The organism is Fusobacterium mortiferum ATCC 9817, assembly GCF_000158195.2.
GTDB classification, from domain to species: domain Bacteria; phylum Fusobacteriota; class Fusobacteriia; order Fusobacteriales; family Fusobacteriaceae; genus Fusobacterium_A; species Fusobacterium_A mortiferum.
Window position 1 is genome coordinate 90,802 of record NZ_GL987988.1, and the last position, 24,837, is coordinate 115,638.

Annotated in this window: 28 protein-coding genes and 1 other RNA gene; 17 read left to right on the forward strand and 12 right to left on the reverse strand. The window is 28.1% G+C overall.

From position 1 onward, the window contains the following. Window positions 1-15: 15 nt before the first annotated feature. The 12 genes from FMAG_RS01410 to FMAG_RS01465 all read right to left on the reverse strand — a co-directional run bounded on the left by FMAG_RS01410 (window position 16) and on the right by FMAG_RS01465 (window position 9,294). A complete protein-coding gene (locus FMAG_RS01410; protein ID WP_005883358.1) occupies window positions 16-1,671 on the reverse strand; it encodes a general secretion pathway protein GspD in 1,656 nt (551 codons plus the stop codon). Window positions 1,672-1,681: 10 nt separating this feature from the next. Beyond that, the gene (locus FMAG_RS01415) at window positions 1,682-2,320 is read right to left on the reverse strand and encodes a hypothetical protein (RefSeq protein ID WP_147368713.1); all 639 of its coding nucleotides are present in this window, start codon (window positions 2,318-2,320) and stop codon (window positions 1,682-1,684) included. A gap of 124 nt (window positions 2,321-2,444) precedes the next feature. After that, window positions 2,445-3,611 carry a hypothetical protein gene (locus FMAG_RS01420; RefSeq protein WP_005883362.1) on the reverse strand — a complete coding sequence of 389 codons (1,167 nt, stop codon included), beginning with the start codon at window positions 3,609-3,611 and terminating at the stop codon, window positions 2,445-2,447. Then, the gene (locus FMAG_RS01425) at window positions 3,589-4,206 is read right to left on the reverse strand and encodes a hypothetical protein (RefSeq protein WP_005883365.1); all 618 of its coding nucleotides are present in this window, start codon (window positions 4,204-4,206) and stop codon (window positions 3,589-3,591) included. Before FMAG_RS01425 ends, FMAG_RS01420 begins: the two co-directional genes overlap by 23 nt. Next, window positions 4,175-4,774, reverse strand: a complete 600-nt coding sequence (locus tag FMAG_RS01430; protein WP_005883367.1) for a type II secretion system protein — start codon at window positions 4,772-4,774, stop codon at window positions 4,175-4,177. Before FMAG_RS01430 ends, FMAG_RS01425 begins: the two co-directional genes overlap by 32 nt. 4 nt (window positions 4,775-4,778) lie before the next feature. Continuing rightward, the gene (locus FMAG_RS01435) at window positions 4,779-5,201 is read right to left on the reverse strand and encodes a hypothetical protein (RefSeq protein WP_005883369.1); all 423 of its coding nucleotides are present in this window, start codon (window positions 5,199-5,201) and stop codon (window positions 4,779-4,781) included. Window positions 5,202-5,203: 2 nt separating this feature from the next. After that, the gene (locus tag FMAG_RS01440) at window positions 5,204-5,635 is read right to left on the reverse strand and encodes a prepilin peptidase (RefSeq protein WP_005883370.1); all 432 of its coding nucleotides are present in this window, start codon (window positions 5,633-5,635) and stop codon (window positions 5,204-5,206) included. Next, entirely contained in the window at window positions 5,620-6,114 is a 495-nt protein-coding gene (locus tag FMAG_RS01445; protein WP_005883372.1) for a type II secretion system protein, read from the reverse strand. The genes FMAG_RS01440 and FMAG_RS01445 overlap by 16 nt, the downstream gene beginning before the upstream one ends. Window positions 6,115-6,126: 12 nt before the next feature. Continuing rightward, window positions 6,127-7,293: a type II secretion system F family protein gene (locus FMAG_RS01450; protein ID WP_040493510.1), complete on the reverse strand. Its 1,167-nt coding sequence runs from the start codon at window positions 7,291-7,293 to the stop codon at window positions 6,127-6,129. Window positions 7,294-7,295: 2 nt separating this feature from the next. Continuing rightward, on the reverse strand, window positions 7,296-8,561 hold the full coding sequence (locus FMAG_RS01455) for a GspE/PulE family protein (RefSeq protein WP_187073662.1): 1,266 nt from the start codon (window positions 8,559-8,561) through the stop codon (window positions 7,296-7,298). Next, a complete protein-coding gene (locus FMAG_RS01460; RefSeq protein ID WP_005883378.1) occupies window positions 8,561-8,740 on the reverse strand; it encodes a hypothetical protein in 180 nt (59 codons plus the stop codon). The genes FMAG_RS01455 and FMAG_RS01460 overlap by 1 nt, the downstream gene beginning before the upstream one ends. 2 nt (window positions 8,741-8,742) lie before the next feature. Further along, entirely contained in the window at window positions 8,743-9,294 is a 552-nt protein-coding gene (locus tag FMAG_RS01465) for a hypothetical protein (RefSeq protein WP_005883379.1), read from the reverse strand. Between the two features lie 161 nt (window positions 9,295-9,455). Between FMAG_RS01465 and smpB the strand changes: the two genes are divergently transcribed. The 17 genes from smpB (at window position 9,456) to FMAG_RS01545 (ending at window position 24,801) form a co-directional block, all read left to right on the forward strand. Then, window positions 9,456-9,896: an SsrA-binding protein SmpB gene (gene smpB / locus FMAG_RS01470; RefSeq protein WP_005883381.1), complete on the forward strand. Its 441-nt coding sequence runs from the start codon at window positions 9,456-9,458 to the stop codon at window positions 9,894-9,896. 46 nt (window positions 9,897-9,942) lie between these two features. Further along, window positions 9,943-10,293, forward strand: a transfer-messenger RNA (tmRNA) gene (gene ssrA / locus FMAG_RS13520). A gap of 143 nt (window positions 10,294-10,436) precedes the next feature. Beyond that, entirely contained in the window at window positions 10,437-11,534 is a 1,098-nt protein-coding gene (ychF, locus tag FMAG_RS01475) for a redox-regulated ATPase YchF (protein ID WP_005883383.1), read from the forward strand. Between the two features lie 88 nt (window positions 11,535-11,622). Continuing rightward, complete coding sequence (locus FMAG_RS01480; protein WP_005883385.1) at window positions 11,623-12,105, forward strand: YceD family protein; 483 nt, start codon at window positions 11,623-11,625, stop codon at window positions 12,103-12,105. A gap of 36 nt (window positions 12,106-12,141) precedes the next feature. Then, window positions 12,142-12,324, forward strand: a complete 183-nt coding sequence (gene rpmF / locus FMAG_RS01485) for a 50S ribosomal protein L32 (protein ID WP_005883387.1) — start codon at window positions 12,142-12,144, stop codon at window positions 12,322-12,324. A gap of 137 nt (window positions 12,325-12,461) precedes the next feature. After that, window positions 12,462-13,481 (forward strand): phosphate acyltransferase PlsX, encoded by a 1,020-nt coding sequence (gene plsX, locus FMAG_RS01490; protein WP_005883389.1) that lies wholly within the window; start codon window positions 12,462-12,464, stop codon window positions 13,479-13,481. An 8-nt stretch (window positions 13,482-13,489) separates the two neighbouring features. After that, the gene (locus tag FMAG_RS01495; protein ID WP_005883392.1) at window positions 13,490-14,482 is read left to right on the forward strand and encodes a beta-ketoacyl-ACP synthase III; all 993 of its coding nucleotides are present in this window, start codon (window positions 13,490-13,492) and stop codon (window positions 14,480-14,482) included. A gap of 66 nt (window positions 14,483-14,548) precedes the next feature. Beyond that, window positions 14,549-15,460, forward strand: a complete 912-nt coding sequence (gene fabD / locus FMAG_RS01500) for an ACP S-malonyltransferase (RefSeq protein ID WP_005883393.1) — start codon at window positions 14,549-14,551, stop codon at window positions 15,458-15,460. A 62-nt stretch (window positions 15,461-15,522) separates the two neighbouring features. Next, window positions 15,523-15,744, forward strand: a complete 222-nt coding sequence (gene acpP / locus FMAG_RS01505; protein ID WP_005883395.1) for an acyl carrier protein — start codon at window positions 15,523-15,525, stop codon at window positions 15,742-15,744. A gap of 75 nt (window positions 15,745-15,819) precedes the next feature. Beyond that, complete coding sequence (fabF, locus tag FMAG_RS01510; protein WP_005883397.1) at window positions 15,820-17,058, forward strand: beta-ketoacyl-ACP synthase II; 1,239 nt, start codon at window positions 15,820-15,822, stop codon at window positions 17,056-17,058. A gap of 15 nt (window positions 17,059-17,073) precedes the next feature. Continuing rightward, window positions 17,074-17,796, forward strand: a complete 723-nt coding sequence (gene rnc / locus FMAG_RS01515; protein ID WP_005883398.1) for a ribonuclease III — start codon at window positions 17,074-17,076, stop codon at window positions 17,794-17,796. Beyond that, complete coding sequence (locus FMAG_RS01520; RefSeq protein WP_005883400.1) at window positions 17,783-18,808, forward strand: elongator complex protein 3; 1,026 nt, start codon at window positions 17,783-17,785, stop codon at window positions 18,806-18,808. The genes rnc and FMAG_RS01520 overlap by 14 nt, the downstream gene beginning before the upstream one ends. 1 nt (window position 18,809) lies before the next feature. Further along, window positions 18,810-20,276, forward strand: coding sequence for an Rne/Rng family ribonuclease (locus FMAG_RS01525; RefSeq protein WP_005883403.1), 1,467 nt, complete (start codon window positions 18,810-18,812; stop codon window positions 20,274-20,276). Between the two features lie 10 nt (window positions 20,277-20,286). Further along, on the forward strand, window positions 20,287-20,781 hold the full coding sequence (gene coaD, locus FMAG_RS01530) for a pantetheine-phosphate adenylyltransferase (protein WP_005883405.1): 495 nt from the start codon (window positions 20,287-20,289) through the stop codon (window positions 20,779-20,781). 7 nt (window positions 20,782-20,788) lie between these two features. Further along, entirely contained in the window at window positions 20,789-22,177 is a 1,389-nt protein-coding gene (gene radA / locus FMAG_RS01535) for a DNA repair protein RadA (RefSeq protein WP_005883407.1), read from the forward strand. Then, a complete protein-coding gene (gene disA, locus FMAG_RS01540) occupies window positions 22,167-23,219 on the forward strand; it encodes a DNA integrity scanning diadenylate cyclase DisA (RefSeq protein ID WP_005883409.1) in 1,053 nt (350 codons plus the stop codon). The genes radA and disA overlap by 11 nt, the downstream gene beginning before the upstream one ends. A gap of 250 nt (window positions 23,220-23,469) precedes the next feature. Then, window positions 23,470-24,801 carry a butyryl-CoA:acetate CoA-transferase gene (locus FMAG_RS01545; RefSeq protein WP_005883411.1) on the forward strand — a complete coding sequence of 444 codons (1,332 nt, stop codon included), beginning with the start codon at window positions 23,470-23,472 and terminating at the stop codon, window positions 24,799-24,801. Window positions 24,802-24,837 lie beyond the last annotated feature (36 nt).

The window sequence follows — 24,837 nt, forward strand, 5'->3', positions numbered from 1 at the left end:
ACTATTCCTCTTTTCTTAATAAATTTTTCTATTTATTATTTCCTTTGCCCTTTGATGTATTTCATCTCTTTCAAAGGAATCATTTTCATTATTTACAATATTGACTTTCATCTTTACATAGATATCACTAATTTCATGGCTAATATTCTGATTTTTAAAGAAAAAATTAATCATAGGTAGAGTTCCAAAATAAGGAATTTTACTATCTAAATTATGTACAGTAGCTTTTTTTAATCCACCTATAAATATAGTTTCTCCATTTTTAATCTTAATTGTAGTTTCAATACTTCTTCCAACTTTTGAACCACCTTCAGAGTTATATGTACCACTTTCCTCTGATTCATCTTTATTGACTTTTAATTTGAAATTACTAATCTCTATTAAAACTTTTAAAATTACCCAACCATCTTTTCTAATGGTAGGAGTTGCTTTTAAAATTATTCCAGCCTCTCTAAATATTGGAGTAGTAATAACTTTATTAGTATCTTCATCTTCTTCTCTTTGCTCTCCTACTATTACCTCTTCAGCAACTTTAAAACTTCCCTCTTCCCCATCTAAAACAAGTATAGATGGTCTAGAACTTACTACTAAATCTTGAGTAGATTCCAAAAGATTGATTCCAAGATTGAGAATATCATTTCCACTATTAAATTGTTTAGAGATTGCAATAGATGAAGAGTAGATACTTCCAATTCCAGAAATACTACTATTTCCAAGTAATGACATACTCCAACTATTGTTTCCTTCTGTGTTGCCACTGTTATCATATATCCAATTAAAACCTAAAGTTTCAAAGAGATTGTCAGTAACATCTAAAATTTGAGCATCTATTCTAATCTGCTCTACATCTTTATCTAATTCCTGTATGAGAGATTTAGAGCTATTGATAATATTCTCTTTTCCAGAAAGGACAAGTATATTTTTCTTAGGGAGTGAAGAGATTTTTAAAGAGTTTCCAAAAGTTTCAGAAAGTAATTTTTTTATATCTTCACAACTGTTATTATATAGATAGATATTTTCTGTAACTATCTCCTCTCCATTGATTATATTTCTATTAGAAGTTTGCTTTGAAATATTTTTACTAGAGTTAAAACTGTTTTCTCTTTTCATAGAGATATTTAAAAAGATATTTTTTTCACTTAAATCAATTATATCAGTTATTGTAGAATATCCTTCCTTTTCAAATTGTACAATATATACAGCAGGGTCAATATCTTCTAAGATAAAATTTCCATCATAACTAGATAGTGTAGGTTGAGAAAAACTATTAATAAGGGTAATCTTAACTCCTTCTAAACCTTTTCCAGAACCTTCAGATTGAATTCTTCCAGAGAAAATATAATTATTATTTTCACCTCTTTTAGATAAAATAAATATATCTCCACTTTTAGAAAGCTTTAAGTTATATAGTTTAATAAAAGTATTAAGAATATCTTCTAATAATATATCAGAGGGAAAATACATATCAACTGAGATATTTTTTATATCATCACTGGGGATAATAGCTATATTATTTTCTTGGCTAATAATATTTAGAGTCTCTCCTAAGGTAATATCTTGTAAGTTGAGCTCATATGTAATTTTAGTTTTTAGATTTGGATGATTAAATTGTCCATAACTATTATAACAAATAAAGAAAATTATTAAAAGTATAAGATTTCTTTTTCTCATAAAACCTCTCCTAATTTTTTATCTGTTGTAAAAAAGGATAATTATTTTCTAGTATAATCCTATACTTAGAATTATCAAATACTATTTCCTCTCCCACATAGAAAATATTTTTACTATTATTTTTATAATTTACTATTATATATATTCTATTATTAAAATTGAGATATTTTATTTTAGTAATTTTTTGATTATTCAATTTAGATATAGGAAAAAATTTTTCTTCTTTTATATCTTTGTTAGTGATATTTAGAACATTGGAAGATATTTTTGTAGTAAGTCTACCTTGTGGAAGTGTAGATATCTGTGTAATACTATCTGTAAAACTAATTTTTTTATCACTATTTTCTAATTCTTCTATAAATAAGAAAATATCTGAAATATCTCCGCTTATAATATAGGGGATATATATTTTATCTGTTTCGCTTATTTTCTCTACTCTTCCTATGGTTTCAATGGTTAGATTATAGAAGTTAGATTTTTCACTAATAAATTTTTCAAAACTACTTACGTTTTTAAAACTTTTCTTTTTTGTTTTTTCTTCAAGATTAGAGTAATATTTTTCTGTTTCCTCTAATTCTTCTAAAAGTTTTTTATATCTTTGATTATTAGCTTGATTTTGCTTCATTTCCTTTCTAGTTTTAATTTCCAAAGAGCTTACTCTTTCTCTTTTTTGTAAATAGTTTTGAAAGGGAGATAAGACAAGAGAATATATAATAAAACTGAAAATAATAAGAGATATTAAAAGAAGAATTTGGCTTTTATATTCTTGACAATCAATTTTCTTCAGTAATTTCATCTTCCACCTCTATATCTATATGAAATTCATATCTGTTATTATTTAGTTTTATAAAATCATGATTAAAATTTTTAAAAAATCTATAATTTAATAACCTATTTTGAAATTTATAAATATCTTCTTCAAAATCTGTTATTCCTTGAAGAGTAAACATTCCATCTCCATATTCAATAGATGTAATCTCTAAATTTTCATTATTGTATATAGTTTTTATCAGTTGTGAAAGTTTCATCTTATTAAAATCTTTTATTCTATTTTTTTCTTTTAATTTTTTTATCTCCTCTTCTATTTTTAAAATTTCCTCTCTTATTTGTAAATTTTTTTCATGATAAGTGGAGTAACTATTTTCTAAAATATTTAATCTTTCTTGTTCTTTTTCAATTAAAAAATATATAGAAAAAAATATAATAGTTGAAATTATTATAGTGAGAGAGATAAAAAAAATGGAAATTTTTATGTTTTTCTTATAATTTCTTTCTTTAATATAATCTGTTGGAAGAAAATTGAAATCTTTTCTAAACTCTAAAGGATAATTTTTCCACTCTCTAATTTTTAAAAAGGAAAGATACTCAATGATATCATTTTGGTTAGGATAGACAAAGCTCTCTCCTTTTAAATTTTCTTCTAAGTAAGTAGAGTTATTAACTATTTCTTCTTTTTCAAAATCTACTTCTAGAAAATTAATTAATTTATTTTCTAAAAAATAGTAGAGTCTATACTTGTCATTTTCTACTTCTATATAAGTTTTTTCAAGATTATCTTTATTAAAAAGTTCTATTAAAAAAAGAGGATATATACCTAAAAGATCTGTTTTCTTATCTTTAAGGTTGTCTAGTAAAGTATATATTTTATCTTTTTCAATTAGAATGAGGAGAGTTTTTTCCTTCTCTTCATCTTCTTCTAAAATTATCTCCTTATCTAAAAAATAAAAACTATCATATTCATCAAAGATATTTTCAAGTTTCTCTGTTATTTCAAACTCTCTTTCTCTTTCATCAATATCTTTAGATAGAGTAAGAGGAATAAGATGAAAAAAATTACTCTCAAGTAACAGGATACCGTTTTTATAATTTTCAATCTCTTCAAGAGTGAAGAAGTTAAGTTTTTCTTTTTTTAAAAATTTATTTAACCACACTATTTTCAAAATTGACCACAAACTCCTTTAATTTTTCACTATTGGGGGTAAGAGGATTTTTATTTCCTTTTTCATATTCTATGTCTACTTTAGCTAATAATGAAACTTGATTATTAGCTTTAGGATTTGTAAGAGTTTTTTTTATTTCAATAGTAACTATATTATTAGTATATGGATAAGAATAAAGATTAACTAAAATAATCTCTTTAAAATTTTTATTGTCTCCATCACCATATTTATAACAAGTTTTTCCATTAAATCTTATTCTATAAAGTAGATATCTATTAAAGCTATAGCTATTTTTACTATTTCCAAGCCAAACTCTATTAAAATTTTCTTCAAATCCAATATATTCAGCACCACTTTGATAATTACCAGAAGAGATCTCTTTATCTATTCTTTTTAATTCGTCATAAGCAAGAGTTTGTAAATTATGTACTTTTGAATCTATGGAAATAGTAGAAAAATAGGAATTTAATCTATCACCTTTTCTATAAATAATTCTATATCCCAATAAAAAATTTCCCAATATAAAGACAATAAGAATAAGAGTACCAATTAATATGAAAGCTCTATTTTTCAATCTCTTTTTTAAAGTTTGCATACCCTTTTAAACTCCTAGCTTTTAAAAAATCACTATCTAAAATTTCCATCTCTATAATAATTCCGTTTTCTATTTTTTCAAAATATCCATATATATTTTCAAGAATAGTATTTTTATTTTCAACATAGACTTCATTATTGATTTTTTTACACTCAATCACTTGTAATTCTCCATAGTAAAATCTAAAAATAATAAAGGAATAAAAAATATTTTTTCCATCACTTACAGGATATTCTAAAAAAAGTGTATTTCCTTTTGAGGTTTTATTTTTAAAAAAATTTTCAGTTAGTCCAAGATAGATTTCCTTATCATATTGTAAAACTATAGCTCCATTTTCTACATACTCTTTTCCAATATAATTCCCCTTGATTATATTGCTATCTTTTATACTTTTTTCTATTAATGATATAATCTTAGCTGAGTCTTTTTCAAAAAGGCTTTGCTTAGTAATAGAATTATTAAGAGTATTAGAAACTTTTAATAGTGGAAAAATAAGTAGAGAAAAGATAGAAAAAAGTCCTAAAGTTACTATTAATTCTAAAAGAGAAAATCCAGAATTTTTTCTCATATAATCACCAATTACTAACTAAATTTCTACTTTCAAAACTTTTATTACTGTCTATATACATAAAATAAACCTCTAAATAATCATATTTTTTATCTTCGAATTGATAATATGTTTTAGAGATTTCTAATTTTAAATTAGAGTTTTTATTAATTGGATATGGTATAAAAAATTTTTCTGTAAAGCTATCTTTTCCAAAATTTTCAAAATTATACTCTCTTTTTCCTAAATGAGTTTTTAAAGTTTCATAATCTTGAGCTATCAATTGTTTTTCAATGGCTTTAAAATTATAGTAACTTCTTTCTAAATTTAAGTATCTTCTATTACTAGCAAATGAAAATTGAATATATTTAACTAGAGGAAAAAGAGTTATGAAAAAAAGAGCTAAAGATATAATCAGTTCTATAAGAGTAAGTGCTTTATTTTTCATAATTACCTCAGCCATAAAAAAAGAAATCCAATTATCAAAAATGGAGAAAATGGAATCTCTTTTCTTTTTGTTTTTCTTATTAATAGTATAATTCCTATAAAAGAAGCTGAAATAAATGATATAAGATAGAATAGGTATATATCAAAAAAGTTACTATAACCTAAGATATATCCTAATGTCATTAATAATTTTATATCTCCAAATCCAAAAACCTCTTTATTTAATATGTCTGAGAGATAACCATAGAGAAAAAGTAGTGGAAGAGTATAGATACCCATACCAATAATACTATTTTCTATAATTTCATAATCGAATTTTTTTAAATATATAGCAATGATAAGTAGTAGAAGATTTAAAAAATTAGGAATATACAGTTTTTTTATATCTATCCACATAATAATAGAAAGTATAATTATAATTAATATTCTATCCATTTGTTTCCCTTTGTATTATACTCTTTTCCTTCACTAGGTTTAAACCAAATATATACACCATCACTACCAGTAGATTTATTTATATCTGGATTTTTAAAAGTAAGAGAGATAGTACCACCATAAGTAATATTTTCATCTGCTTCATCAATATCAACTTTTTTAGCTCTGCTTCCACCTATTTCCAACTCTCCATCTTCTATCTCTTTAAAAGTTTTTTCATCTAAATAAGGTTCTAATTTTTTAAGAGCAGTAGTAATATTTTCACTCTCTTCAGAAGTTGGAGTTTCAGAAAGAGGTTTACTATTTTCAATAAAATATAATTCACTTGCTGTTCGTAATGTTCCTAAAGTAGCAATAGCTTTAGTATCTCTTCCTAAAGCCATCTGTCTACGAAGTTTTGGGACACCAATACCTGCCATAATTCCAATAAGAGCAATAGCAACTGTAACCTCAATTAAACTAAAACCTTTGTTTTTCATAAAATATCCTCCTTAAATTATGAGATCTGTAATGTTAAATATAGGTAGATAGATAGCTAAAACTATGATACCTATAATTATTCCTAAGATTAGAAGTAAAAATGGCTGTAAAAGTGTTGTAAGTTTAAAGAGATAGGATTCTAAATCTTTTTGTAGAATAAAAGATATAGAGGAAAAAGCTTCACTTAATCTTCCTGTCTTTTCTCCAATAGAGATAGTTTTTATTTCAGTAGAAGAAAAAAGATTAGTAGACAAGAAAGCTTCTTCAATAGTATTTCCTATTTTTATTTTAAGCTGAATTTTTTGTAACTCTTTTTGTAAAAAAATATATGGAGTTGCTTTTTTTAAAGTTTCTAAAATATCAATAATATTTATTCCAGCTTTATTCATTATAGAAAAATTTTGACAAAGAGATATAATTAAATTTTTCTTTACTATTTTTCCATAAAAAGGTAGAGTGAATATAAAACTTTGATATTTTTCCAAAGGTAATTTTTTTAATATTTTTATAAAAAATAAGATAAGTATGCTAAGGATAAGTAGAATATAGAATATGTTTTGACTTAAAAATATAATAATTTTTGTAAGTAAAGGTAAAGTTGTATTTGTATCTTGAAATAAGGAAATAAAATTAGGAAACACAAATGTAAGCATAAATATAAGTAAAAAAATAGTAAATACAAAAACTATAGCAGGATAAAAAAGAGCTTCCTTAATATTTTTTTTAATTTTTTCTTTAAGAGATATAATTTCACAAATTTTATCAAGATTTTCCACAAGCTCTCCAGACTCTTCTCCTGCTAAAAGTAAATTTAAATATGTATCCCCAAATATAGTATTATAGTCATAAAAAGCAGAATAGATACTATTTCCATTTAATATTTTATCTCGTATATTTTTTATAACTTTAGAAAACTGTATATCTTTTTCTTGAGTACTAAGGATATCTAAAACCAAGGATATTGTAAGCCCACTATCTAAAAGAGTTTTTAAATTTTGTGTAAATATTAGGATATTTTCTTGAGTAATTTTATATTTAGGTGTAATTATCTTATAAGATATAAGAGTCAATCTATTTTTATTGAGATATCTATGAAACTCTTTTGCAGAATTAAATTCTAAAGTAGATGAAACTTTTTTTCTATCTATATTATATGCTTTAAAAAAGTAAGTTTTCATAATTAACACTGCCGTATAATCTCATCTAATGAGGTTATTTTATTTAGAGCTTTTTCAATTCCATCTTCAATTAGAGTTTTTACATTTTTACTTTTTATTAGATTTTGTAACTCTTGAATAGATACTCCTTTTTCGATATAAGCTTTTATATCTTCATCTATTATAAGTAATTCAAATATAGCTATTCTCCCTTTATAACCAGTATAATTACAATATTCACAACCAGTATTAGTATAAAAAGTTTTTCCTTTAAAAGAGTTTAAATCTATTTGTAAAAGAGATAATTTTCCAAGAGAGTTATTATCAATAGTTAAACAGTGAGGACACAGTCTCCTTACTAAACGTTGAGCAATTATTCCAATAACAGAAGCAGAAATCATATATCTTTCAATTCCAATATTGAGTAATCTAAAAATTCCACTGAGAGAGTCATATGTATGTAAGGTAGATAGTACTAAATGTCCAGTGAGAGCTGATTTTACTCCAATTTCTGCTGTTTCATAATCACGAATTTCTCCTATCATTAAGATATCGGGGTCTTGTCTAAGATAAGCTTTTAAAATTGTAGAAAAATCTCTTCCTATCTCTTGATTGTATTGTACTTGATTTATTCCTTCTATTTCATACTCTACTGGGTCTTCAACAGTTGAAATATTTACTACTCCATTATTTAATTTTTTTAGAATGGAATAGATAAGACTACTTTTACCTGAACCAGTGGGACCACAAGCTAAAATTATTCCATTCTTTTTATTGATAAGATTAGAGATTTTATTATAATATTCTAAACTAAGTCCAATATTTTCTAAATTAAAATTATAACTTTCACTATCTAAAATTCTAATTACTCCCTTTTCACCTGTAATAAGTGGGACAATAGATACGCGGAAATCAATAGTTTTTTCATCTATTTTCATTCTAAATTTTCCATCTTGAGGAAGTTTTTTCTCAGTGATATTAAGATTTGAAATAATTTTTAATCTAGATATAATAGAGGAATGAAGAGAAATATCAAAACCCATCTCTTCATAAAGTAATCCATCTATTCGATAACGAATTCTAGTTCTGTTTTTTAGAGGTTCTATATGTATGTCACTAGCTCTTTTCTCAACACCTAATAGTATAATAGCACTGAGACCTTTTACAACAATTGGATTATTAGTTTCAAGGGAGGAATCAATTTTTAATTCAGTAGTATTTTTAGATTTCTTAGTATTAGAATTTAACTCTTTAAATATCTCTCTAATTTTTTCTGAATTATTCTTTATCATAATTTTTCACCTACAATAAAAAAATTATTGGGATTTTCTTGAGAAGAAAGAATAAAATATGTAATATAGTTATTTCCTTTAATTATAATATTTACTTTTACTATCTCTTGTGTAGTATTTTCTCCAAATAAAAAGCTAGTTATAAAATAGAAAAGTAAAATAATGATAAGCTTCATACTTACTCCTCCTTCCATTTAGGATTTGTAGTAGTCCATTTGTTGTGAAAATTTAAGATGGTATTATATTTAGGGGTTGTATCATTAATATTTCTGTATACATTAATTTGCATATACTTTATTAAGTCGAATCCATAAAAAGATATCCTGTATTGTGCAATATCATTATAATCAAAAATATAAATACTAAAAGAGGGTGTGATATTTCCATGAGAAGTAATTTTAGCATTAAATTTTTCTTGGGTTTGTTTATCAAAAATAGTAATATATTTTAAATTTTGGGGTAGATGGATAATCTCTTTATCAATAACAGACATTTGAGAAATTGTAATATTTTTTTTAAGATAGTCTAATTTCACTTCATAATTTGTTCTACTATTATGGGCTTTGATACCATATGTTGTAAAAACTTCATAAATTTCTGTTTTAGCTCTTATCAACTCCTCTCTTTCAATTAATTTTTTAAAGTAGATAAAACCAAAACTTAATAATAGCAGAATAAGACTTATTTGAAGTAATATATTTATAAAACAAAAACCTTTTCTGTTTTTCATCTAATCCAATCTTGGTAAGAGTATACCATATTTTTTTTAATAATCAAGGGGGAATAAAAAATATTTTTTGTATTTTAATAACAAAACTTAAAAAGGATAGAAAAAAAATATAAAATACAGTATAATATTGTAAGATAGTAATGAAAATATTGGAGGAAATTATGGTTTTAGCAGGGAATAAAAAAGCCTATTTTGATTATTTTATAGAAGATAAATTTGAAGCAGGAATAGAGTTAGTTGGAAGCGAAGTAAAATCAGCTAAAGCTGGAAAAGTAAGTATAAAAGAATCTTTTATTAGAATTATAAATGGAGAAGTATTTATAATGGGAATGTCTATTGTTCCTTGGAGTTTTGGGAGTGTATACAATCCAGAGGAGAGAAGAGTTAGAAAATTATTATTACATAAAAAAGAGATTAGAAAACTTCATGAGAAAGTTACTCAAAAGGGGTATACAATAGTTCCATTAGATATACATCTTTCAAAGGGATATGTTAAAGTATCTATTGCTCTAGCTAGAGGTAAGAAGACTTATGATAAAAGAGAAAGTATTGCTAAAAGAGATGCACAAAGAGATATTCAAAGAATGACAAAAATTAGATAGAAATTTTTTTTAAAATATGTTATACTATTATGTACAATTAAATAATGGGGATGCAAAGGTTTCGACGGGGTTATGAGGTTATAGGTAGCATGCCAGGATGACCGCTGTGAGAGGTCAACACATCGTTTAGATGGAAACAGAAATTACGCTTTAGCTGCTTAATTAGTCAGCTCACCTCTGGTTTCTCTCTTCTGTAGGAGAATCCAACCGAGGTGTTACCAATATACAGATTACCTTTAGTGATTTCTCTAAGCTCAAAGGGACATTTTAGAGAATAGCTTCAGTTAGCCCTGTCTGCGGGAGTGATTGTTGCGAAATAAAATAGTAGACTAAGCATTGTAGAAGCCTATGGCGCTGGTAGTTTCGGACACGGGTTCGATTCCCGTCATCTCCACCAGAATGTTTTTAAGACTAGAAGTATAAAAACTTTTAGTCTTTTTTTTCAGAAAAATTTCATATAATAATTATAGAAAAGATTTACAAAGTTTTTAATATATGATAAAATTTATGGTAATAAAAAATTTTAGGAGGAGTTTTTTAATGATTGGAATAGGAATAGTAGGACTTCCAAATGTAGGTAAATCAACACTTTTTAATGCTATAACAAAAGCTGGAGCAGCAGAAGCAGCAAACTATCCATTTTGTACAATAGAACCAAATGTAGGGATGGTAACTGTACCAGATTCAAGGTTAGATGAATTATCAAAGATAATCAATCCACAAAGGGTAGTTCAAGCAACAGTGGAGTTTGTGGATATAGCTGGGCTTGTAAAGGGAGCAGCAAAAGGAGAGGGACTTGGAAATAAGTTCTTATCAAATATTAGAACAACAGCAGCTATTTGTCAAGTTGTAAGATGCTTTGAAGATGATAATGTAATCCATGTAAGTGGCTCAGTAGATCCTATAAGAGATATAGAAGTAATTAATACAGAGTTAATTTTTGCTGATATGGAAACTGTAGATAAAGCTATAGAGAAACATAAAAAATTAGCTATGAACAAAAATAAAGAGTCTATGGCTCTTATGCCAGTTTTAGAAAAGTGTAAGACTCACTTAGAAAATTTTCAGCTTTTAAAAACATTGTCAATGAATGACGAAGAATTAGAACTAGTTAGAACTTATCAACTATTAACTTTAAAACCTATGATATTTGCAGCTAATGTATCTGAAGATGATTTAGCAACAGGTAATGAATATGTAGAAAAAGTTAGAGAATATGCAAAAGAGTTAGGGTCAGAAGTTGTAATAGTATCTGCTAAAGTTGAGGCAGAATTACAAGAGATGGATGATGAAGAGAGTAAAAAAGAGTATCTAGAAGCTTTAGGGGTAGAGGAAGCTGGGCTTAATAGACTTATTAGAGCAGGATATAAGTTATTAGGACTTCAAACATATTTTACTGCTGGTGTAAAAGAGGTAAGAGCTTGGACAATAAAAATAGGAGATACAGCACCAAAAGCAGCGGGGGAGATACATACAGATTTTGAAAAAGGCTTTATTAGAGCAAAAGTGGTATCTTTTGATGACTTTATAAAATATTCTGGATGGAAAGGAGCACAAGAAGCTGGTGTTCTTAGACTAGAAGGAAAAGAGTATATAGTACAAGATGGAGATTTAATGGAATTTTTATTTAATGTATAGAATAAAAAATCCTTTGTTAAGAAAAATTACTTGACAATATTTAAAAAAGTTAGTAAAATATCTAGGTGTACGATTGGAGGAAATTGTTTTGAAATTAGAGATTAAAGATTTTCCAAACCAGATTTTAAAGTTTGATTTCTATATAGAAAATATAGAAGATATTGAACTTATAGAAAAAGTACATGTTGTTGGAACAGCTGTAAATAACAATGGAAAAGTTGAAATAAGTGGACATTACTCAACAATACTAAGAGTACAATGTGTAAGATGTTTAAAAGAGTTTAATTTAAAACTAGAAAATGATTTTATGGGAACATTCTTAGATGAAAATCAATATATACAGTATTTAAAGAGCTTAAGTACTGAGTGTGAAATTGATAAAAATGAAATTTATGACCCAATAGAAAATGGAATAATAGATTTAGAAAGCTTAGTAAGAGAGTATATATTATTAGATATGCCACCATATCCACAATGTGAACCTAGTTGTGAAGATGATTCAGAAATAGAGAAACATAGTAATGATGGGATAGATCCACGATGGCAACAATTATTACAGATAAAAAATTAATTTTTAAATAAGATTGTAAGTAGGAGGGAAACTAAGATGGCAGTACCTAAGAAGAAAACATCTAAAGCTAAGAAAAACATGAGAAGATCTCATCATGCTTTAACTGGAACTGGATTAACAACTTGTGAAAAATGTGGAGCTCCAAGAAGACCACACAGAGTATGTCTTTCATGTGGAGATTACAATGGTAAACAAGTTCTAGCAGGACAAGCTGAGTAATTAGATTGTTTAATTAGATAAAAAAAGACAAGATAAGCTCTTGTCTTTTTTTATTATAAATTATATTAAAAATATTTTTAAAATTTTAAATTATGATGTATAATATATAGGGAGAATTTTTTTATAGGAGGACAGTAATGAAAATAGCGTTGGATGCTATGGGTGGAGATAAGGCACCTTTTGAAACGATAAAAGGGGCTATGAAGGCATTAGAAGAAATAGAGTCTTTACACCTTGTACTTGTTGGAAAAAAAGAGATAATAGAAGAAGAGTTAAAAAAATACAAATATGATAGTACAAAAATAGAGATAGTTGATGCTAGAGAAGTAATAGAAATGACAGATGACCCTGTTACAGCTGTAAAGAGTAAAAAAGATTCATCTATGAATAGAACTTTGGAACTAGTAAAAGAAGGAGTAGTAGATGCTTCTGTATCAGCAGGAAATACTGGAGCTTTAATTACAGCGAGTCAACTTAAATTAAAAAGAATAAAAGGAGTACTTAGACCAGCTATTGCAACAATGTTTCCTAATAAAAAAGGTAAGATGTTAATGCTAGATGTAGGAGCTACCGCTGATTGTAAACCAGAGTTTTTAAATCAATATGCTATAATGGGCTCAAAATATTTGGAAATATTATTAGGAATGAAAAATCCTACAGTAGGCTTACTTAATATAGGAACTGAAGAAGGAAAAGGGAATGAAGTTACAAGAGAAGCATATAATCTTTTAAGAGAGAATAAAAGCATAAATTTTGCTGGAAATGTAGAGAGTACAGAAGTAATGAATGGAAAAATAGATGTAGTAGTTACTGATGGATTTACAGGAAATATGGTTCTAAAAACAGCTGAAGGAATAGCGAAGTTTGTAGTTTCATCTTTAAAAGAAGAGATAAATAAATCTTTTATATATAAATTAGGAGCATTATTATTAAAGCCAGCTATGAAACATATAATGAAAAGAATGGATTCCTCAGAATATGGAGGAGCAATGTTCTTAGGATTAAATGGACTTTCTATAAAAGCACATGGAAATTCAGATTCAAATGGTATAAAAAATGCTATTAAAGTAGCTAATAAATTTGCTGAAATGAAATTTGTAGAAGAGTTGAAAAATGTTATAGATATGGAAAATAGTGAAAATAAAACCTTAGATTAGGAGGAAAAATGGAATTTAAAAGTGTAGGTATCAAAGGATTAGGGTATTATGTACCAGAAAAGGTAATGACTAACTTTGATTTCGAAAAAATAATAGATACAAGTGATGAGTGGATAAGAACAAGAACAGGAATAGAAGAAAGAAGATTTGCTGCTCCTGAACAAGCTACTTCAGATTTATGTGTAGAAGCAGCTAAAAAAGCAATAGCAGCTTCAGGAATAGCAAAAGAGGATATAGATATGATATTAGTGGCTACTTGCAGTCCAGACTACCTAGTTCAAGCTACAGCTTGTCTTGTTCAAAATAAATTAGAGATAAAAAATGTGCCAGCTTGTGATTTAAATGCTGCATGTAGTGGATTTATATATGGACTTACAGTTGCTGGAGGATTAATAAGAGGTGGAATTTATAAAAATATTCTTGTAATAGGGGCAGAAACTCTTTCAAGAATAATTGATATGCAAGATAGAAATACTTGTATATTATTTGGAGATGGAGCAGCAGCAGCAGTAGTAGGAGAGGTAGAAGAAGGATTTGGAATGTTATCTACTTATCTAGGAGCTGAGGGAGAAGATGAGGATATTTTAAGAACACCAGCTGGAGGAACTAAAAAGCCAAATACTGCAGAAACAATAGTAAATAGAGAAAATTTTGTAAAAATGAAAGGGCAAGATGTATTTAAATTTGCTGTTCATGCTTTACCAAGTGCAACAAATAAAGCTTTGAAAATAGCTAATGTAAAATCAGAAGATTTACATATGATATTTCCGCATCAAGCAAATGTAAGAATTATTGAATCAGCAGCTAAAAGAATTCATGTACCTCTAGAAAAGTTCTATATGAATTTACAAAGATTTGGAAATACTTCTTCAGCTTCAGTAGGATTGGCTTTAGGTGAGGCATTAGAAAAAGGAATGGTAAAAAAAGGTGATATGATTGCACTTACAGGATTTGGTGCAGGACTTACTTATGGTTCAATAATAATGAAGTGGGCATACTAATAAATATTGACATATTTAAATAGCTATGATATATTAAAATACAGGTGTTTTATTAAGGAGGAGAATATGTCTAAAATAGCTTTCGTATTTCCAGGACAAGGAACACAATATGTTGGAATGGGAAAAGAATTATATGAAAATAATGAATTAGCTAGACAAGAGTTTGACAACCTATTTTCAAAGTTAGATTTTGATTTAAAAACAGTTATGTTTGAGGGACCAGAAGAGGTATTAAAAGAAACAAAAAATACTCAACCAGCAATTGTATCAATGAGTTTAATATTAAAAAAATTATTAGAAGCTAAAGGAGTAAAAGCTGACTATGTAGCTGGGCACTCTGTAGGAGAGTATGCTGCTTTTGGAGCTGCAGGGTATCTTTTAATAGAGGATACAGTAAAACTTACTTCTGCTAGAGGAAAGTTTATGAATGAAGTAGCTGAAAAAGTAAATGGTGGAATGGCAGCTATAATCGGATTAGATTCAGATAAGATAATTGAAGAGTTAAAAAAGGTAGATGGAGTAGTAGAGGCTGTAAACTTCAATGAACCTAAGCAAACAGTAATAGCAGGAGAAAAAGATGCTATAGCAAAAGCTTGTGAAGTTTTAAAAGAAGCAGGAGCAAGAAGGGCTATGCCATTAGCAGTATCAGGTCCTTTCCATTCATCTCTTATGAAGGAAGCAGGAGAAAAATTAAAAGAGGAAGCTGAGAAGTATAATTTTACTATGACTGATATAAAGTTAGTAGCAAATACTACAGCTAATATCTTAACTTCTGTAGATGAGGTAAAAGATGAAATATATAGACAAAGTTTTGGACCTGTAAAATGGGTAGATACTATAAAAAAATTAAAATCTGAAGGGGTAACAACTATTTATGAAATAGGACCTGGAAAGGTTTTAGCAGGACTTATTAAAAAGATTGACAAAGAAATTGAGGTAAAAAATATAGAAAAACTTGAAGATTTGTCAAATATATAGTAAAATCTATTATATATAACGTTTTTTAAAATAGATAAAGAAAAAATTAAGGAGGAAGAAAAATGTTAGATAAAATAAGAGAGATAGTAGTTGAGCAATTAGGAGTAGACGCTGAACAAGTAGTACCTGAGGCAAACTTTGTAGAGGATTTAGGAGCAGACTCATTAGATACAGTTGAGTTAATAATGGCTTTCGAAGAAGAGTTTGATGTAGAAATCCCTGATACAGATGCTGAAAAAATAAAAACAGTTCAAGACGTTATTGATTATATCGAATCTAAATAATTAATTAAATAAAAGAAAGCGGGGTATGAAAGTACCCCGTCACTTATATATAGTAAATAAAATTGAGGTGGTATTGTGAACAGAGTAGTAGTTACAGGAATAGGACTTATAACTGCACTAGGTACAGGAATTGAAAAAAGCTGGAAAAGAATAGTAGCTGGGGAAACAGGAGTAGGAAGAATAGAATCATATGATGCTACTGATATGCCAGTACAAATAGCAGCAGAAGTAAAAGATTTTGATCCAATTGAATTTGGAATTGAAAAAAAAGAAGTAAAAAAATTAGCTAGAAATACTCAATTTGCTATTGCAGCTACAAAAATGGCATTAGAAGATTCGAAATTAGTAATTGATGAAACTAACGCTGAAGAAGTGGGAGTAATAGTTTCTTCTGGTATAGGGGGAATTGAGATATTTGAAGCTCAACATCAAACAATGCTAGAAAAGGGAGTAAAAAGAATATCTCCATTTACTATTCCAGCTATGATAGCAAATATGGCTTCTGGAAATATAGGAATATATTTTGGGGCAAAAGGACCAAATAAATCAATAGTTACAGCTTGTGCATCAGGAACTCACTCAGTGGGAGATGCTTTTGAAATGATAAAAAATGGAAGAGCAATAGCTATGATAGCAGGAGGAACAGAAGCTTCTATAACTCCATTTGCTATGAATGCTTTTGCTAATATGAAAGCATTATCTACAAGAAATGATGAGCCAACAAAAGCTTCAAGACCATTTAGCGCTGATAGAGATGGATTTGTAATGGGAGAAGGAGCAGGAGTATTAATTCTTGAAGAGTTAGAACATGCAAAAGCTAGAGGCGCAAAAATATATGCTGAAATAGTAGGATATGGAGAGACTTGTGATGCTTATCATATAACAGCTCCAGCAGATGGTGGAGAAGGAGCAGCAAGAGCATTTAAAATGGCTCTTAAAGAAGGAAATATATCTCTTGATGAAGTAACATATATCAATGCTCATGGAACATCAACACCGGCAAATGATAGAAATGAAACAGCAGCAATAAAATCTGTATTTGGAGATTGTGCTAAGAATTTAATGGTATCATCAACTAAGGGAGCAACAGGACACGGATTAGGAGCAGCAGGAGGAATAGAAGCTGTACTTATAGCTAAAGCTATATCTGAAGGAGTAGTCCCACCTACAATAAACTATGATAACCCAGATGCTGATTGTGATTTAAACTATGTACCAAATGTAGCAGTAGAGAAAGAGATAAATGTAGCTATGTCAAGTTCATTAGGATTTGGTGGACATAATGCTGTAATAGCTATGAGAAAATATAAATAATTTTAGGAGGAAATAATGAAAAGAAATTACTTAGATTTTGAAAAAAATCTTGGGTATTCTTTCAAAAATAAAGAACTTCTAAAAAATTCACTTATTCATCGTTCATTTGGAAATGAGCATAGAAGATATAAAAAAATAAGTAACGAAAGACTAGAGCTGCTAGGTGATGCAGTTCTAGATCTTGTTGTTACAGAATATTTATATAAAAGTTATGCTAATTCTACAGAAGGTGATTTAGCAAAGGTTAAATCTATGGTAGTAAGTGAGCCAGTTTTAGCTGGAATTTCTAAAAAGTTAGAAGTAGGAAAGTATCTTTTACTTAGTAGAGGAGAGGAGTTAACTGGAGGAAGAGAGAGAAGTTCTATTTTAGGAGATGCCTTTGAAGCTATTTTAGGAGCCATATACATGGACTCTAATTTTGAAACAGCAAAAGAGTTTGTTTTAACACACATAAAAGATTCTATTGACCATGTAGATAGCAATGAAGAGATTTTAGATTTTAAAACTATTCTTCAAGAATATAGTCAAAAAAATTATAGAGTTATTCCAGAATATTCAGTTATCAATGAGATAGGACCAGATCATCAGAAAATATTTGAGATAGAAGTAAAGATAGATAATGGTATAGATGAAGAAAAATCAGATAGAGGTACAGGAAAAAATAAAAAAACAGCAGAGCAGGCAGCAGCAAAATCTCTATGTAAGAAATTAGGGGTAAAAATTCATGAAGCACTATAATATACCTGTATTTATAAGCCATTTTGGATGTCCAAATTCATGTGTTTTTTGTAATCAAAAAAAAATAAATGGTAGAGAAACTGATGTAACAATGGAGGACTTAAAAAATATCATAGAAATGTACTTAGAAACTCTTCCAAAGAATTCCAAGAAAGAAGTGGCTTTCTTTGGTGGAACTTTTACAGGGATTTCTATGAAATTACAAGAGGAATATCTAAAAACTGCATATGAATATATAAAAAGAGGAGATATATCAGGAATTAGATTATCAACAAGACCTGACTGTATAAATGATGAGATAGTAGCTCAATTAAAAAAATATGGAGTAACTTCTGTTGAGTTAGGAGTTCAATCATTAGACGAAGAAGTTTTATTAGCAACAGAGAGATATTATCCAGTAAGTGTAGTAGCTGAAGCTTGTAAAACTATAAAAAAATATGGTATAGAACTAGGGATACAACTTATGATAGGATTGCCTAAATCTACAGATGAGAGTGACTATGAAACAGCAGTAAAAGCTCTAGATATGGAACCTGATATGGTAAGAATCTATCCTACTTTAGTAATAAAAAATACTAAAATGGAGAATATGTTTTTAAAAGGGGAGTATACTCCTCTTACAATAGAAGAGGCAATAGCTAGAACTAGAAAAATATATGCATTATTAGAAAGTAATGGTATAAATATAATAAGAGTAGGGTTACAGCCAAGTGAGGATTTAAGAGAGGATGGAGTAGTTTTAGGTGGACCATTTCATCCAGCTTTTAGAGAGTTAGTAGAAACAGAAATCTATTATAGTTTTTTCAAAAAAATTATAGATAGAGAGAAAAAATTAGAAATATTAGCTAATGAAAAAAATATTTCTAAGCTTGTAGGAATAAAAAAAGTAAATAAAATAAGATTAAAAGAGTTTTTTGAGATAAAAATAGATAACTCAATAGATAGAGATAGTGTAGTTGTAAATGGTAAAGAGTATTCTAGGTTAGATGTACTAAAGGGAGAGTTGGAATAGAATGAATCAGATAGTAATCAACATAGATGAATTTCAATCAAGAGCAGCTATTATAGAAGATGAAAAAGTTGTAGAAGTCCTTATAGAGAGAGAGGAAGAAAGAAGAATAAATGCTAATATTTATAAAGGAAAGGTAGCAAATGTTTTACCAGGAATGGAATCAGCTTTTGTAAATATAGGATTAGAAAAGAATGCATTTTTATATGTAAATGATTTAAGAGAATTTGAAGAGAAATATTTAGATGGAATATGTAATAGTGAGAGACCTATTGAAGATATACTAACAGTAGGAGATGAGGTAGTAGTACAAGTACTTAGTGAACCAAGAGGAACTAAAGGAGCAAGAGTTACTACTCACTATACTATTCCAGGAAAATATCTAGTATTAATGCCTAATAATAATCATATAGCTATTTCTAAGAAGATAAAAGAGGAAGAGGAAAGAAATAGATTAGAAGAGATAGTGAGAGATTTAAAACCTGAAAATATGGGAGTAATCATTAGAACTGCTGCTCAAGGAAAGAGTATTTTTCATTTTGAAAGAGAGATGGAATATCTTGTAAAAAAATGGGAAGATATAGAGAAAAAAACAAGTACAGCCAAAATAGGAGAAGTATTATATAAAGATAATGGAATAGTAGCTACTGTACTTAGAGATATATTTTCTAATGAGATTGATGAATTGGTTATAGATAACGAAGAGGTATATTGGGAAGTAATTGATTATATTAATGCTTTTAGTGAAAAGACTTTAAAAACAAAAATAAAGCTGTATAATGATGATGAAATTGGAATTTTTGAAAGATATGGGATAGAAAAAGAGATAGAAAATGCTTTAAAAGAAGAAGTAAGATTAGAGTGTGGTGGATATTTAGTTATCCAAAAAACAGAAGCATTAATAAGTATAGATGTGAATACAGGAAAGAATACTGGAAGCTATAACTTAGAACAAACAGTTTTAAACACTAATTTAGAAGCAGCAAGAGAGATACCTAGACAACTTAGATTGAGAAATTTAGGTGGAATTATAATAATAGATTTTATTGATATGAGATTAGAAGAGGATAAATTAAAAGTTTTAGAAGCCTTAGAACAAAATCTTTCTAAGGATAGAATAAAAAATAATATAGTTCATTTTACAGATTTAGGACTTATAGAGATGACAAGAAAAAGAACAGGAAAACCTCTTTATAATTACTTTCAAGAGAGATGCCCTATGTGTGAAGGAACTGGAAAAATAAAATCCAAAGATTCTGTTATCCATGAGATGATGACAGAAATAAAAGAGTGTGCTAAAGATGAGGACATAAATATCATAAAAGTGATTTTGTCTAAAAAATTGAAAATAGCTTTTAAAGAGTTATATTTTGATTTTGTAGAAGATTTTGTAAAAAATAGAAAGAAAAAAATTATTTTGGAAGAGAATAGTCAAAATGATTATAGTTATGAAATTATTTTGATGAAGTAAAGGTGGATATATGAGAATAGGAGTATATGCAGGAAGTTTTGACCCGATAACTAAGGGACATTTTGATGTAATAAAAAAATCTTTAAAGATTACTGATAAGTTAATAGTAGCGGTAATGAATAATGCTAATAAAAAATGTTGGTTTTCTTTAGAGGAAAGAAAAAATTTAATAGAGATGTTAGTATCAGAGTTTGGAGATAAAGTTGAAGTAAAAAGTTTTGATGGACTTTTAATAGATTTTATGAAAGAAAATGGTGCTGATATAATAATTAGAGGATTAAGAGCTGTTTCAGACTTTGAATATGAGTTAGGGTATGCTTTTGTAAACCATGATTTGTCTTATGGAGAGATAGAAACTATATTTATACCAGCAGCTAGAGAGTATATGTATTTAAGTTCAAGCTCTGTAAGAGAAGCAGCAACAGTAGGAGCTAGATTAGATATATTTGTAGATGAAAAGATTATAGATATAATTAAGAAGAAGGCTGAAAGTCTAAAAGGATAGGTTATAGATGGCAAAAACTAAAAGTTTTTATATATGTAGTGAGTGTGGATATAAAGCTACTAAGTGGGCAGGAAAATGTCCACAATGCGGTAGTTGGGGAAGTTTTGAAGAGGAAATAGAAGTGACATCTTCAGTAGGGGCTTTAGTAATTTCATCTGCTATTTCTATTAAAGAAACTTCAGAGAAAGTTTTTTCCTTTGATGAAATATTAACAGAAAAAAATGATAGATATAGAACTAGAATAGGAGAGTTTGATAGAATTTTAGGTGGAGGATTACTTTGTGGAGAAGTAATCTTAATAACTGGAAATCCTGGAATAGGAAAATCAACACTATTACTACAAGTAGCAAATGAATATACTACATATGGAGAAGTAATCTATATATCAGGGGAAGAATCTCCTGCTCAAGTAAAAAATAGAGGAGAGAGATTAAATATAAAAAGTAAAAATCTATTCTTAATGTCAGAAACAGATATTTCAAGAATTTATGAGTATCTAGTTAGTAAAAAACCTAAAGTTGTTATTGTAGATTCTATACAAACATTGTATAATTCTGTTGTAGATTCTATTCCTGGAACTCCAACGCAGATTCGTGAATGTACTTTAAAAATCATAGAGTTAGCTAAAAAATATGGGATATCTTTTTTTATAGTAGGTCATATAACTAAAGATGGAAAGGTAGCCGGTCCAAAACTTTTGGAGCATATGGTAGATGCTGTATTTAATTTTGAAGGAGAAGAGGGACTTTTTTATCGTATTTTAAGAAGTACTAAAAATAGATTTGGTTCAACAAATGAAATAGCAGTATTTAGTATGGAAGAAGATGGAATGAAGGAGATAAAAAACTCTTCAGAATATTTTTTAAGTGAAAGAGAAGAGAAAAATATAGGGAGTATGGTTGTACCTGTATTAGAAGGAACAAAAGTTTTTTTATTAGAGGTACAAACTTTACTTACAGAGGTAACAATAGGTATACCAAAAAGAATAGTACAGGGATTTGATAGAAATAGAATCCAGATACTTACAGCTATTGCAGAGAAAAAAATGCATATAAATTTATCTATGAAAGATTTATTTGTAAATATTCCAGGAGGGCTTAACATAGAAGACCCAGCTGCAGATTTAGCTGTACTTATTTCGTTGTTATCTATCTATAAGGGAGTAGAAATTAGTCAAAAAATAGCAGCTATAGGAGAATTAGGTTTAAGAGGAGAGATTAGAAAAGTCTTCTTTATAGACAAAAGGCTTAGAGAGTTAGAAAAGCTTGGTTTTAAAGGAGTATATATTCCAGAGGCCAATAGAAAAGAAATAGAAAAAAATAAGTATAATTTAAAACTGATATATTTAAAAAACTTGGAAGAACTTTTAGAAAGGATGAATAAAGATGGACAGTAAAAAATTAGAGGAGATGCTGTCATTTGTAATACCAGGAACAGCTTTAAGAGAAGGATTAAACAATATACTTGAAGCTGGACTAGGAGCTTTGATAGTGGTTGGGTTTGATGAAAATGTAAAAAAAATAACAGATGGTGGATTTTATTTAGATTGTGATTTTACTCCAGAGAGAGTATATGAACTAGCTAAAATGGATGGAGCAATAATATTAGATGCAGAATGTAAAAAAATAATGTATGCAAATGTACATTTACAACCAGATAGGAAGTATAGATCAACAGAGAGTGGAACAAGACATAGAACTGCTCAAAGAGCTGGCCAACAAACAGGAAAACTTGTCATAGCAGTGTCTGAAAGAAGAAATGTGATAACTCTTTATAGAGATGATATAAGATATAGGTTAAAAGATGGCTCATCAATTGAAAATGAAGCTTCGCAAGCTATAAAAACTATGGAAAGATATAAATCTGTTTTGGATAGAGCGTTAGCAAATTTAACTAGTCTTGAGTTAGATAATATAGCAACTCTTTATGATGTAGCAACAGCTCTTCAAAGATTTGAAATGCTTAGAAGAATTGGTGATGAAGTAAATAGTTGTGTAGTTGAGTTAGGAGTAGAAGGAAGACTTTTAAATTTACAATTTCAAGATTTAAATCAAGATATAGAAGAAGATGAATATGACTTAATAAGAGATTATATGGAAGAAGATAGAGATTATAAAGATGTAAAAGAAAAGATGAAAGCTTTAGACGATGAAGAGTTATTAGAAGTAGAGAATTTCTCTCATGCTCTTGGTTATGGAAAGAGTTATAGTCTTTTAGATAATGAAGTTAGCCCTAAAGGATATAGACTTTTAGGAAGAATTAGTAAATTGACTAAAAAAGATATTGAAAAACTTATAAATAAATATAATAGTATATCTAAGCTTCAAGATGTCCCTGATGAAGAGTTATCAGATATGAAGATAAGCAAAGTAAAAATAAAAGCACTTAAAAGTGGTTTAAAAAGATTGAAATTAACTGTTGAATTAGAAAAAGTTTAGATAGTATGCAGATTAAGAGGAATGAAATTTATAAAAATTCCTCTTTTTTATTTTTATAATTTTATAACTTATATCAAATAATAAATGTTAAAATAAATACCTAAAAATATTATTTTTAAATCAAATTCATAACAATATGAAAAAAAATCATATACTATTGAGAAAAAATATGATAGAATTAAGTTAGTTGGATAATATAAAAATATATAATATATAGAGTTTTTTGAGATAATAAAAGGAGAGTGTAGATATGTCAACATTTGAAAAAGAGTATCAAGAAAAATTAGTATCAGCAGAAAAAGCAGCAGAGATAGTAAAATCTGGGGATTTTGTAGATTATGGTTGGTGTGTAACTACTACAGTAGCTTTTGATAAAGCTTTAGCTAAAAGAATGCCAGAATTAACAGATATTAACTTAAGAGGTGGAATTCTTTTATGGGAACCAGAAGTTTTTAAAATAGAAAATCCAGAAAAACATTTTACTTGGAATTCATGGCATTCAAGTGGATTAGAAAGGAAATTAATATCAAAAGGTTTAGGTTTCTATATGCCTTTAAGATATTCAGAAATGCCAAGATATTATAGAGATGGTGGGGCAAAAGTAGATGTGGCGGTTATGCAAGTTACTCCAATGGATGAAGCAGGGTACTTCAACTTCAGTGTAAGCCCTTCTCATATGATGGCAGTTTGTGAAGTAGCTAAAAAAGTTATAGTAGAGGTAAATAAAAATCTTCCAGTATGTCAAGGAGGATTTGAGCATGCTATCCATATTTCAAAAGTGGATATGATAATCGAAGGAGATAATCCAATGCCAGCTATTTTACCAGCACCTACTCCATCAGAAGTAGATATGAAAGTAGCTGAGCTAATAGTAGAAGAATTAAAAGATGGATGTTGTATTCAATTAGGAATAGGAGCAATGCCAACTGCTGTTGGATCTTTAATAGCTAAATCTAATTTAAAAGATTTAAGTGTACATTCAGAAATGTATGTTGACTCATTTGTAGAAATGGCTAAAGCTGGAAAAGTAACAGGAGCTCATAAAAACTCTAATAGATTTAGACAAGTATTTACATTTGCTGCTGGTGGAAAAGAGATGTATGAGTATTTAAATAATAACCCAGAGATAATGGCAGCACCAGTAGATTATGTAAATGATATTAGAACTATCTCTTCAATAGATAACTTTATATCTATTAATAATGCTGTTGATATAGACTTATTTGGACAAGTAAATACTGAAAGTGCTGGTCCTAAACATATAAGTGGAGCTGGAGGACAGCTTGACTTCGTACTAGGAGGTTATCTATCTAAAGGAGGAAAAAGCTTTATCTGCTTATCATCTACATTCAAAACAAAAGATGGTCAATTAAAATCAAGAATAAGACCTACATTACAAGAAGGATCTATAGTAACTGATACAAGAGCTAATGTACAATATGTTGTAACAGAATATGGAAAAGTTAATTTAAAAGGAAAGAGTGCTTTTGAAAGAGCTAAATTATTAATAAGTATAGCTCATCCAGATTTTAGAGAAAAGTTAAAAGAAGAAGCTAGAAAATTAGGAATTTGGAAAGATTAAAAAATATGGAGGACTGTTAAGTCAGTCCTCCATATT